The organism is Acinetobacter sp. PK01, assembly GCF_022819285.1.
GTDB classification, from domain to species: Bacteria; Pseudomonadota; Gammaproteobacteria; order Pseudomonadales; family Moraxellaceae; genus Acinetobacter; species Acinetobacter tandoii.
This window is the reverse complement of record NZ_CP094643.1, coordinates 236642-249064: the sequence shown is the minus strand read 5'-3', so window position 1 is coordinate 249064 and position 12423 is coordinate 236642. Positions and strand designations below refer to the sequence as shown.

At 39.7% G+C, this 12423-nt stretch carries 10 protein-coding genes; all 10 read right to left on the bottom strand.

Features of this window, described 5'->3' with window-relative positions:
• Positions 1-6: 6 nt before the first annotated feature.
• The 10 genes from MP622_RS01110 to MP622_RS01065 all read right to left on the bottom strand — a co-directional run bounded on the left by MP622_RS01110 (position 7) and on the right by MP622_RS01065 (position 12418).
• Complete coding sequence (locus tag MP622_RS01110) at positions 7-792, bottom strand: DUF1365 domain-containing protein (protein ID WP_044740865.1); 786 nt, start codon at positions 790-792, stop codon at positions 7-9.
• A gap of 15 nt (positions 793-807) precedes the next feature.
• The gene (locus MP622_RS01105) at positions 808-2076 is read right to left on the bottom strand and encodes an NAD(P)-binding protein (RefSeq protein WP_243792089.1); all 1269 of its coding nucleotides are present in this window, start codon (positions 2074-2076) and stop codon (positions 808-810) included.
• Positions 2073-3056: an acyl-CoA desaturase gene (locus tag MP622_RS01100; protein WP_243792087.1), complete on the bottom strand. Its 984-nt coding sequence runs from the start codon at positions 3054-3056 to the stop codon at positions 2073-2075. Before MP622_RS01100 ends, MP622_RS01105 begins: the two co-directional genes overlap by 4 nt.
• A 124-nt stretch (positions 3057-3180) precedes the next feature.
• On the bottom strand, positions 3181-3741 hold the full coding sequence (locus MP622_RS01095; RefSeq protein ID WP_243792086.1) for a lipocalin family protein: 561 nt from the start codon (positions 3739-3741) through the stop codon (positions 3181-3183).
• Between the two features lie 434 nt (positions 3742-4175).
• A complete protein-coding gene (locus MP622_RS01090; protein WP_243792084.1) occupies positions 4176-6365 on the bottom strand; it encodes a TonB-dependent receptor in 2190 nt (729 codons plus the stop codon).
• 208 nt (positions 6366-6573) lie between these two features.
• Positions 6574-7164, bottom strand: a complete 591-nt coding sequence (locus MP622_RS01085; protein WP_243792083.1) for a GNAT family N-acetyltransferase — start codon at positions 7162-7164, stop codon at positions 6574-6576.
• Between the two features lie 33 nt (positions 7165-7197).
• A complete protein-coding gene (locus MP622_RS01080; RefSeq protein WP_243792081.1) occupies positions 7198-7815 on the bottom strand; it encodes an RraA family protein in 618 nt (205 codons plus the stop codon).
• A 17-nt stretch (positions 7816-7832) separates the two neighbouring features.
• Positions 7833-8621, bottom strand: a complete 789-nt coding sequence (locus MP622_RS01075; RefSeq protein ID WP_243792080.1) for a (2Fe-2S)-binding protein — start codon at positions 8619-8621, stop codon at positions 7833-7835.
• 15 nt (positions 8622-8636) lie between these two features.
• Entirely contained in the window at positions 8637-10565 is a 1929-nt protein-coding gene (locus MP622_RS01070; RefSeq protein ID WP_243792078.1) for an IucA/IucC family protein, read from the bottom strand.
• A 2-nt stretch (positions 10566-10567) separates the two neighbouring features.
• Entirely contained in the window at positions 10568-12418 is a 1851-nt protein-coding gene (locus tag MP622_RS01065; protein WP_243792076.1) for an IucA/IucC family protein, read from the bottom strand.
• Between the last annotated feature and the right edge of the window lie 5 nt (positions 12419-12423).

Below are 12423 nucleotides of genomic sequence, written 5' to 3'. Positions count from 1 at the left end.
GAGGGATTAATCCTTATTCTTTTTCGGATGCCGATAAAATGGAACCTTTTTCAACCATAACCTCAAGGCTTGTACATAAATAGAAGCCATCATTTTTAAAGGTTCTAGACTATATCTCAGAGCATAATAATGTTGTTGTGAAGGAAATGTGATGGGATTCAAACGAAAGCGCATCGTGGCATCAAATATCTGTTTTTGTTGTTCAAAGAGTTGCATGTGAATCACATTCAGTGAGTCTGAAAAGTTAAACCGCCAGCGATAATCAAGTTCCATCGGCATAAATGGCGAAACATGAAATGATTTTTCAAAATTGAACTCATACCCCTTAAAATCACCATGGACTTGTTGTGGCTGGCGACAATCATGCAGATACACCTTGCGTTCATTCCATGGGGTATTGGTGATTTCACTGAGAATAAAAATCGGCTGCTGATGCTGTTGATCAAAAATAAAATAGAAAACTACGGAATTAAACCGAATGCCCAAACAACGTGGCAAAGCCAGAATGCGTATTTGTGAAGTTGGAGATAACATGACATTCGCATATTGCAATACGGCTTTTTGGACCTTTTGTCTAAAACTGCCATGATAGTCTGTTAAAAAGTCGGCACTATACAGATTCAGAATATTCCAGTGCTGAGCGGACCAAAAAGGTGATTTATGGGTAAAACTTTCTAACTGATCTGGATCAAACCATAAATAGCTCAATTTAGATTCAAAACTATGTGCTTTAGGTGCATATCGCCGATGTCGGATGCATGCCTCAGCAATAGCCAGCGGAGTATTCAACATCTGTAAGCTCCTTTATTAATGAGCATAACTGGTCAAATAATCAACCACACGCGCAGCACTACGTGCACCATCTTCATGAAAGCCCCACCCCCAATAAGCCCCACAATACGCAGTACGATTTAGCCCCTGTAATTCATGCCACCGCCCTTGAGCCTGAATCGCTTTTTCATCAAATACAGGATGACGATAATGTCGTTGCACCAGTATTTTGGCAGGATCAATCTTCATATTCGGATTTAAAGTGGCAAAGATTTGAGTTTTACATTTCAAATTTTGCAAATTATTCATCCAGTACGTAAAACCATAATGAGTAGTCGATGAATCTAGCGCTGATTGATCTTTTGGTGTCACATGTACATGCCAGCTTGCCCATTGCGAGCGTTGTTTTGGCATAATTGAAGTATCATGATGAACCACCATATGATTATCTTGATAAGTAAAACTTCCTAAAATTTCTCGTTCTAAATCCGTCGGATTTTCTAATAATGCAAGCGTATCATCGCCATGACTGGCAAATATCACCCAGTCAAAAGTATGTAAACCTGCTTCTGTTTGAACCTGTACGTGGTCAGGATAACGTCGAACCTGCTGTACCGCTAAGTTTTCCCACTGAATTGTGGGGCATTGCTGTTGAATTGCCTGAATATAGCGATTTGAACCCTGTTTGACAGTTTGCCATTGTGGTCTCTCTTTTAACTGAAGCATACGATGATGCTGGAAAAAACTGACCACAAACTTATAAGGAATCTGCCCGACCTGATCGACTGGAGCTGACCATAAAGCTCCACACATTGGATATAAATGTTCATGGCGAAAAGCTTCTGAATAACCATGTTGGTCTAAATAGCTTTCAATACTCATCTCGGCGTCATAGTCACTTACCGATAAGTCTTTATTTTCTTGGTAAAAACGAAGTAAATCGGCCAACATATGTCGAAAGTTTTTATTGAAAAAATTTTGCGGACGCGTGAGCAATGACCATTTTTTTGACGGATTGTATTGTAAGCCTGTGACACAGTTATTGACCGAAAAGCTCATATCACTGGCTTGTGCCTCTACTGCGAGTTTTGCCAGCATCTCACTAAACAATGGATAGTTGTAATCATTAAATACGATAAAGCCACTATCTACAGCGATACTCTGCCCCTCAATTTGAAAATGATGCGTATCGGTATGCCCACCAAAATAATGATTTTTTTCAAAGATTGTGACTTGATGCTGTGCCGATAATTTCCACGCTGCATATATACCTGAAATACCCGAGCCGATAACCGCAATCTTCATAAACAATCTTCCTTTTTTAATTTTTTTGTCTCAAGCTGAAGTAATGTGTTATTACGGCGACTTGCAGTATAAATTCGTGCTGGCACTGGCTTTAAAGCCCAAACCAAGCCTAACCATGACAGGATTTTTAATACGTAGTAAGTCACATCAATTTGCCACCAATAAAATCCCTGTCGGGTACTTCCTGCATAATAATGATGGTTGTTATGCCACCCCTCGCCAAGGGTAATAATCGAAAGAAAAAAATTGTTACGGCTCTGATCTGTCGTGTCAAAATCTCGTGAACCATATAGATGTGCAAGAGAGTTAATACAGAGTGTGGCATGAATCAATAATACTGTTGAAATGACAAAACCCCAGACCAATAATTGAGGTCCTGTAGTTTCAAGCTGTGGATATGCGACAGCCAACCATTCTCCCAACCCATAAATGGCGACTGCCGTGAGTAATACGACAGGGAGACTGAAACGATCCAACCAGACCAATTCTGGATATTTCAACCAATCTTTCACCACTTCTTTACGAATTTTGAAATTGTGATCATTCAAAAACCAACCAATATGGCTATACCAAAAACCCTGCGTTGAAGAATGCGGGTCTTGTTCCGTATCGGTAAACCGATGGTGATAACGATGATGGGCGGCCCACCATAAAGGCCCACGTTGCGCACTCATGGTTCCAATCAAAATAAAAATGAACTGGACAATACGAGAAGTTTGGAAGGTTTTGTGCGATAAATAGCGATGAAAAAATGCCGTGATTGCAAACATTCGAATCAGATAAAACCCCAGCATAAACAGCACTGCGAATTTCGATACTCCCACCCAAAACACGGCAAAAACTGCAAGATGCAATAGAATGAAAGGCGAGATACGCAACCATTGAATTTTTGAGTCTTTGGATGGACTGTCTGGCTGCACTGTTTGGGTTTTTACATCACCCGACCAGCTATCCATCCAGCGTAGAAAAAATTTGGACATTGTTTCTTCCGCATTTTGAGTTTTTATATTTGCTTTTCATTTTATGGAACACGATATGAAATTTATGTGAAGTTCACTCCTAAGTTTCATCGTGGACCAGAAAAATCACAGTGCATTGAATGGGTTAATTTTGATGTGCTGTTCTAACTAATTTAGTCACATCATACCCATATTGACGGGCTGTTTGTAAGTAAGATTGGTAGATTGACTCATCTATTTTCGGATCACGTGACAGTATCCATAAGTATTTATGACTAGGACCGCCCACCAGTGCAACCTTATACTCAGGATCTACTCGAAGTACCCAGTAATCCCCTTGAGTAAAAGGAATCCATCTTAGTCCTGTAGGCAAAAAACTGACCTTTAACTGACTATTTCCTGCATTTTGCGGATAAGCCACCCCTTGAGACGAAATGGTTTCACCTGTTTTGGTACGACAGCTATTCAATACGCCCACGGTCTTATCTAAATTTAGGGAGTAGTTAGCAGTCGTGTCACTGGCACAATTACGTTGAAAGTACATTGGAAAATGTGCGATTTCATACCATTTACCAACATATTTATTAATATCAATCTGAGGGACGGCTTGCGGTTTTGGGTTTTCGGCCTGAACGGCTAATGATGAGAATAAACCGATACTAACAATCGCAGCATGACTCAGAAAGCTTTTTAAGAAATTTTGCATTGCTTAACCTATCTGTAATGTTTCATGCAAAATACATGACTCCGTTGTGAACAGAACGTGAATTCATAAAGACAACCCTGCTACAAAATAATGTTTAGGCAATTGATTATTTTTAACTGGGTAATAAAACCACTTCTAAAAACTGTAGTGGATATTTAGCAACTAAAGCGTATGCAAAAGTAAAAGAATACAAAACCGAATGCTTTGCAGTAAAAGCAATTCGATAATCTATAAGAAGTTGGGTAAATGAAAGATGAACGAGGGAGTTTGCTGTGAGCTGACGATAAAGTTCGTCATCAGTGCAGAACGGTTGGTATGACTGAACCTTTTATTCGATTCGTTGCTCCTCTTGTCGTGGATGTATGTACTATCAGTTGGCTTGAGCAGTTTTTTAAAAGTACCCGTAAATCATTACGGGCACTTTTGCATTCAAATCAATATTTAAAAGTATAACTTAACGCAAAGGTTCGTCCTTCCGCAGGAATTGCCAGAAGTGAATTGGCATTCGTCACTGCAGCTTGTTGAGCAAATACGGTTTTATATTGCTTACCCCATACGTTATAAACCCCGAAATCGACTCGACCTTTTGCCACAGGGAAATGCGCCAACACATCCATGGTGGTATACCCCTTGATCTCTGCCGCGCTGTTACTATCTGTAATTCCAACTGCTTTTAACGCCAGATCATCTTTATAAGCTTTGTCTGTCCCTTTAATGGCTAACATTTGAGCGCGTACACCATAACCTTCAGCATTGCTCCATTCTGCAAATAAAGTGCCTTTCATTGGTGAAACTGCAAAAGCATTTAACTCATGCCAATTATCCGCTGCATCTTTGTACTGACCACGGGTATAACCCAAAGTTCCCCCCACTTTATAGTTCTCCATAAATGGATAACTCACAGTGGCTTCTGCACCATAAATGCGTTGATCGGTATCGACTACATTGACAGATCGGTCAGAGTTAAATTGCACGACTTTATCAGAAGTATTGTAAAAGCCTGTTAAACCTAAATTTAAACCTGAATCTTGATTTAAACGCCAACCCAATTCATAGCTATTGACCGTAATTGGCTCAATACCCGAAGTCGTTAAGGTATATGCTGCGACATCACGTAATACGCGTTGTACATCTGGATAGCTATAGCCTTGAGAGAAATTAGCATAAAGTTGTTGTGCATCTGTCAGTTTGTAAACAGTCCCTAAATTGAACAGAAATTTATCTGAATCTGTCGAATCCGCTGCCATTAAGGTATAAGGCTTACGTGCTGTTAAATAACTGTCAGTATCGGCTTGGACATATTGATAACGTACACCTGCCTGAATGTTAAGGCGATCAGTTAAAGCATAATCCCCTTGTAAAAAAGTCCCGATATTCTGAATTTGAGTATCTGGGCCTGAACCTTGTGTTTCGCCTGTTGGGGTATAAACTAAACCTGTGTTGCTTGGCAGATAAAAGTCTGCCCACTGATGATCTTTTTCCCAGTCATAGTCCAAACCATAAGTCAGTTTTAACTCACGATCTGCCACTTTCAAATCGGATTGTAAGGTCGAGCGAATGCCCGCATAGTCCACATTGGACTGGCTTTGTTTAACACTCACACCATCTTTCGAGTAGCCATAAGGGACAAATCTAGATTTTTCATTTCGATAGTAGGCTTCTACATTTAGTATTTGCCCTAAAAAATCCTGATTTTGATATTGCGTATTAAAAGCATAGCGTTCAGTGAATGGTTGTTTATCTAGGCTCCATCCCTTAATTGCTTTTAAAGAAGGTTCTGTTTTTGTCTGTAAATAAGAATAATCAGGACCATATTCAGTATCTTGTTCATCTTTATAATATTGCGCACCAAAACTTAAACTTTGGCTATCCGTCAAATTAAAATTCAGTCGTCCATTTACATCAATGGTATCAGTATCCATCGTGCTGCCCTGCCACGGGCTTAATGAAATACGATCTCCTCGACCATCAAACTGTGAACCACGGCTGGTATAGTCTACGCCCAGAAAACCATCTACTTTGTCATGGGCAAAAGAGGCGGTCTGTCCAACTTGATAAGCCAGACTATCACTACGGAAATTATCAGCGGCAGTCACACCCAATTTGGTCTGAAAACTGACAGGGTCAGATTTATCTGCTCGTTTAGTAATAATGTTAATAATACCGCCTGTTGCGCCAGAACCATAAATGCTGGTCGCACCCGAAACGACTTCAATATGATCAATCATATTCGGGCTAATACTGTTCAGTTGACGCGCGACATCACGTGATCCTGTTTGAGATACCCCATCAATCATCACCAATACATTACGGCCACGCATGGTTTGACCATAGTTACTGCTTGTTCCGCTACTTGGTGCAAGTGAAGGTACCAGTTGCGCTAAAATATCGGCAACTTTACGACCTGTGCCTGCCTGTTGTGCAATTTCATCTGCTGAAATGGTTTGAACGGTCCCCGCAATTTCCGCAATACTTTTTGGTGTTCGTGTTGCCGTCATCACCAGCGTGGGAAGCTTCGCTTCGGCATTTTGTGTTTCAGCCCCTATCGCAACGGAATCATTTGCATAAAGTTGGGTGCAAATTGCTGTTGTAAGCAAGCAAAGACTAAAGTGTGACAAGCGCATTTTTATTTCCAAATAGTAAGTATTAATATTGGTGCAAATAGTAATCATTATTATTACTATTGTAAAAACTTTTATTCCAATTTTTTATTTTTTTATGGATTTTAATGGCTATGTCTAAATACAGTTGTGGGACTAAGTTTTGTTAAAAATGCAAGCTAAACAATGTCTTCCCAATGGAAGACATTTCTAAAATACCTATTATTTTTTTCTATGAACGAGCTAATGCTCCACACCTTTCATAAAATTTATCTCTAAAACAATGATATAAAATGGCTGTTTTTTCTAACATATGAATTTTTTTCTGGGCTTCAAAAGCAATCTCGTGGGCGACATATTCATAAGATTTCACACTCTCATCGGGCTCCCCTACAATTTTCTCTGCTGGAGAATGCTCAAAAATAAAATAACTCATCATGCGCATTACAGCTTTAAAATGTCCTTTTCCCACCACACTTTCTTCGCCCAATAAGATATGCCACCCTAAATCATGCTCTGATGCAGGATAATATAAGGACAACCGATCCCGTTTAGCCTCGTATATTTCTAAATAGCCCACATCCTGACCTTCAATTTGAATCATATATAAACGTTGATGGTCATCAATCAGCATCTTCTCAAAATAAACAGCCAGCTCTAGTTCGGGTTTGTTCAGTTGCCACTGCGGGATGACATGAGGTGTATGCATCCATTTATAAAGCAATGGAAAATCTTCAGGTAAAACCACTGCGCGCAGCGCATAGGCAATCCCTTTTTCTGCATAAGAAAAATAATGAGGAAGACTTGAGGATAATGTTTGCATAGAAGTCCTTTATTTTTTGTCTTAGACCGATATTTAAATGCTGTGATAATACTGTTCAGTTGGATGCTGACTAAAAAACTGCTCTCTTTTTTGTTGTTCCAAAAGTTCCATTTGTTGGAATTTTTCTGAATGGAGTACAGCCACCTCAGGTTTTAAAATGAAAACGCCATCTGCATCAGCAACGATCAAATCGCCTGTTGAAATGATTGAATCAAAATATTGAATATCTTGATCAAAGTCGACCAGACTTTCTCCTTCTGCTCGGGTGGTTAAACAACTCACCGCTTGAGCAAATACGGGAACTTTCATGGCACGTAAAGCACAAATATCAGTGACTGCACCAAGAACAATGATGGCAGCCAATTCATGGTAAATCGCTGCACGATGACGTTGTTCTCCCCAACAAGCACGGTAACCCAGTTTCCGCGCATCAATCACCAGTACGTCACCTGCTTTGCTTTCTAACAGTGCATTGCGTAGCCGCATGGCATTCATGGAGTTTAAAGTGACTGTTCGCACTCTTCCTACAACATGTTGAACTGAATTAACTGCATGAATTTTAGGTAAATAACCCGTATCTAAAACATGCCCAATGGTTGAGCTGGCAATATTGGCATACTGTGTAAATAAACGATTTAATTGATCTGACATGGACTTTGATCTCTTTCTTAATCCTTTTTAGCTAGAGGACAACTGCTGCAATATTCACGTTTGGATTCGGGGAGTTGAAAATAAAAACAGCACTTTTTCCTTAGGTAAGTTCCACTGTTTAACTTTCGTTTTTGTTCTAACAAAAGAAATGGATTTTGTTTTAAGCCAAAATATTCAACTGGTAAATCTGATAAAAATTGGCGTTGCTGCAAAATTTTTGTCAAAGTCTGTTGAGATGCATTTTGTTTCTGCATCAGGTCATAGAACTGTAAAATTCTGAGCGCTGTGTTTTCCCAAAGCAAAAACTTCTGTACTTTGGCAACTTTACTCATGACCTCAAATACTTGACTTAAATCATCAAAAATCCTCAGCATGGTTGCTTGATACGTTTGCTGTTGCGTCCACCACGTATCCTTTTTTAAAAAAGTGGGTTTAATATTTAAATGGCGGTCCCAATACCACGTTGCTGTTATTTGCACTGAAAGCGCAGACAATTCCCAAGGTAAACTCACCTGTTCCGTTAACAATGCGTATAAATAAGGAAATAACAGCGGAACTGCCCAATATTTCATAAACATTGAACCTGAACAGGTTAAGTTAACAGCCTGTATACGTGTTGAAAATTCAGTCAGTACAATTAAACACTGCTCAGGATCTAATAGATCGGCAAAACTATCTGCATCGTGCATATGCAAATTGATTTGAATATTGAGCCTTTCAGCCAAAACATGCTTGGCTTGAGAAAGCCCCAATGATTCAAATTCAGGCTCCGAGACAACATTTACGACAGAGATATGGGAACGCACGTTCTGCTGACCTGTTCAATCATTCTTTTCAGCAGTCTGCAACTTCTTGAAGAAATTACAGGTTTGGCCCATACGGCTAGGCATGCTTCCAGTTCGGTTCTCTTGCTCAAGTAAAGGGCGAATAAGCTGTTTATATGGCCAATGCTCTTCTTCAAATAAAATATGCTGTAAGGCTGAACGGGCTTCATCACTGAATGGCACGACATTTAGAACCTCCTGCAACGCTTGAGCCAAAATCTGCCATAACTCGAAGGCATTGAGCTGATAATATTCAGCAACTGACTCCAATATGCTGGCTAAATTAACTTGTATCCCTAAGGTTTGTAGGTACGAAATAAGATCTTCAATCGAATCATGATAAAGCGTGATTCTGAAATCATGTGGGCTTAAATACTGTGGATCTTCCAGCCCCTGTTGTTGTAGCCAAGGTAAATAAATGCGTAATGAGTCATGATCACGCAACATAAACCCAGCAAACTGCCCCTGTTTAAGCACAATACAAATATTCTGACCATGAATTTCCCCCATTAATCCCAGACTGAAGAGCCTTAAATTCACGTCAAAAAAATCTCGACACAACATCTTGAAAGTCGCCATGATATTTTCTTTGGTCGACTGAAGTTTTTGCGCTTTTAAAATAAACTCAAATGGATATATTTCTCCCGCTAAACATTGTCCTAAAGTAGCCATCGGAATAATTTGGTAAGGCTGTTGTAAGAGTTCAGCAGGAATACGGCGCCTTTGTACCGCTAAATGCATGGGCTGCTCATCAAATAAAGTCAAATTATCTGGAGTTAAATTTTCAGGCTGATGAGGTAAATATGCCCACCACTGATTTTCATCACACAACCATAAACGCGTGTTTAAAACCTCGTCCAGTTTCTTCGCATCTTGCAACAGCTTTTGGTTTTTTTGCCCATTGATCATTTTCACAATCGGCAAAAAACGCAGTGAACCCAAAGACTTCACGGCCAAAGGCAGCTTTAGACTGTCCTGTGGTTTTGAGGCTGATAATAAGCTTCTTAAGGACGAACTCGCATACATTTCGGTAGATTGAAATTCCAATGGAATCATCACGCCATCTGCCAATTCTTGAGCAAATTTCTCCGACAAAATATGCTTAAATTGCCAAATATGCATCGGTAAAACCAGAAACTCAGCGCCGATTTCTTTTTGATTTAATTCCTGCTCTAAGGCTGCATATTGCTCATGATCTAAAAAAATTTTAGCGGGTTGCTGGGTTTCAATCTGTGTTACCGCCTGACCATAGACCAGTTTTGCTTTTTTAACTGCGACCCAACGCAAAGGAATAGGCTGGGAAAACTCTGGACTAAATTGCAGATACTCCTCTGCCGAAAAACCATCTTTTAATTTGGCCAGCGGATGATATGGACGATCCCTAAGTCCAGCATATTGTTCAAGTTGAATAAACAATTCGGCTGGATAATCTAAACCCCATGTTTCGGTACGAATCTGATGATGTGCAGTGAGCTGACTTTGCATCATGGTCAGTTGCAGATCATCTCTAAATGTCTCTAACTTTGCAGTTTCACAGTGAGAAAAGTAGCCAAAACGCTGCATCACATCAAAAAAATCTAATGCACTTAATGCGCGTAATTGATAATTTTGCTCTGCTTGAATCCATACTTGGTAAGCAGGCATATGCGGTTGAATAACCCAATCCTGTTGAATTGCCTGCTGTAATGGAAGAACTATAAATTCTGAAAAATCGGCGTGAAATAAAAGTGCGAAAGAGGTTTGATCGAGATACGTCTCGAACAAAGCATTGAAATTCTGCTCAAAACGATCTTTTAACAGTGCCAATGCTTGCGGCTTAGTAAAAATGACATGCTCTGGAATATAACCTTCCACCAAAAAACTATTCACCAAATCCACCAAAATCATTTGGGTCGTTACGGTTGGTGAAAACAACATCGTATTCATCTTTAACCCTCTTGAGCAGTTGGTTTACGGAACTGATAAAGTGGATTATTCACCAGACGAAGTTGTACCTCGCCATCGCCAAACAAACGTCTTTTGGTTAAAGATTCGATGCAGAACTGTGCAGCAAATACATCAAATTTTTCATATCTATTTTGATGTTCAGGATTTTGTTGTTGAAAATGATGAATAATATTGGCCGCAATTTGCCAAAAGTGTTGTTCAGGAAAATTGATTTTCTGCTGTAATGTCATCGCAATATCGCTTAAAGCAACGAAAAATAGGCAGGCACAACTAAAATCTCGTACGGCATTTAAATCATCAGTCAAAATAAATGACATGCGATTGGCTTTTGCATGTTCTGCGGGTAAGGCATGTAGTTGAGGATATTCATGAGGATGAGTTAAATGTTCTGGACTAAAGCGAACACCATCGTGAAAATCTTTCAAAATAATGCGCGTAGGCCAGCCATTTTTATGCACTAAAATAATATTTTGACCATGCGATTCCGAGCCAATACCTTCTGCATGTAATAGAAATAAAATCGGTTGAATCACCACAGAAAGGAATTGTGTAAGCCACGCTTCCGTACCATATTTTTCTAGCCACGGTTGAATAAGCAATTGCCCATCACGTTGCACATGACTGACGCCATTGAGCGGAATAGCATCTTCTTCTGGCTTTAAGTAAGCGTGAACACTTTCACGCCATAAACTCCCAATCGTGCCATAGGCTTGTTTGGCGTGTGACGCAGGTAATTTGCTAAAATCAACCGCAGTGGCATGCACTTCTCTTAAAATCGCAAAATCTAAAGACTTTGCCAGTTCACTATTTTCGATTAAACGCTGTAACCAATCCGTAATTAACGGACCATTCATTGCAGCATGTGCCGCTAAAATTCGTGAACTGGAAGTATTGGTTAAACTCATTGCAAGTTTAATGTAGGGCTTTTCTGGATGCTGTAAATTGGTCAAAGTTCTTAGGGACTGTTGCGCTATGTACGCATCACTTCCGTGACCTAAATAGACAATTTTTTGTTTCGCAATTTCTTCAAAGAATGTATGAACCAGCGTATTTTCCCACTGCCAAGGATGTACGGGTAGCCAGGTATATTCGCTGGTATTTAAATCCTGAGCTTTCAATGTTTGAGCAAACAGCGCTTGATCTTGCTCAGTTAGTTGTTGCTGTAAAAACTGTTCCGCATGAATAGACTTTGAAGCATTTTCTGAGAGCAAGGAATGATGAATGGCTAACCATACCAAGTGGATCGGTTGTGCGTATTCCACCCCATATTTCAGGTTGTCCTGTAAGCTAAAACCAACACGTGACTTGTAACAAGGATGATAAGGATGACCATCCATTAAATATGTTTCTAGAACATCATAATTGTACTGTGTCGCAGGAAGTTGAAATTGGTTCTGACAGTGTTGCGATTGCACATCATGAATAAATGTCCGTTTTAATTCATAAATGAAATCTTCCAATTTAGCTGCGTTTGGAATCGCACGGACAATTTCCTCAATCACTTGATTTAGTTGAGCCGCTGACTGTTGTCCTGCATGGTCTTGACGAATCACCTCTTGTTCATCCAAACGAACTAAACCAAAGCTCAGATAGTGCTTGCCTGCTGCATGGTACTGAATTTCTTTTTGATTTTGATCGAATGCTTGGATGATAAATACGTCATTTTCAAATTTTGCATCAATCACTTCTTCAAAAATTAAAGCCTGAAACAATTGTTTGATGACACGTTGTTCTACTTTCTTCATTGCAGTTTGATCGGGTTGTTGCCAAGCTAAAGTTGCGACATAAGAGGCATTGTTTTTGTTCGTTAATGTGGGATGTAAATGACCCATAACCG

Coding starts and splice junctions, on each gene's coding strand:
- MP622_RS01110 (WP_044740865.1), bottom strand. CDS start 792: ATGTTGAATACTCCGCTGGCTATTGCTGAGGCATGCATCCGACATCGG.
- MP622_RS01105 (WP_243792089.1), bottom strand. CDS start 2,076: ATGAAGATTGCGGTTATCGGCTCGGGTATTTCAGGTATATATGCAGCG.
- MP622_RS01100 (WP_243792087.1), bottom strand. CDS start 3,056: ATGTCCAAATTTTTTCTACGCTGGATGGATAGCTGGTCGGGTGATGTA.
- MP622_RS01095 (WP_243792086.1), bottom strand. CDS start 3,741: ATGCAAAATTTCTTAAAAAGCTTTCTGAGTCATGCTGCGATTGTTAGT.
- MP622_RS01090 (WP_243792084.1), bottom strand. CDS start 6,365: ATGCGCTTGTCACACTTTAGTCTTTGCTTGCTTACAACAGCAATTTGC.
- MP622_RS01085 (WP_243792083.1), bottom strand. CDS start 7,164: ATGCAAACATTATCCTCAAGTCTTCCTCATTATTTTTCTTATGCAGAA.
- MP622_RS01080 (WP_243792081.1), bottom strand. CDS start 7,815: ATGTCAGATCAATTAAATCGTTTATTTACACAGTATGCCAATATTGCC.
- MP622_RS01070 (WP_243792078.1), bottom strand. CDS start 10,565: ATGAATACGATGTTGTTTTCACCAACCGTAACGACCCAAATGATTTTG.
- MP622_RS01065 (WP_243792076.1), bottom strand. CDS start 12,418: ATGGGTCATTTACATCCCACATTAACGAACAAAAACAATGCCTCTTAT.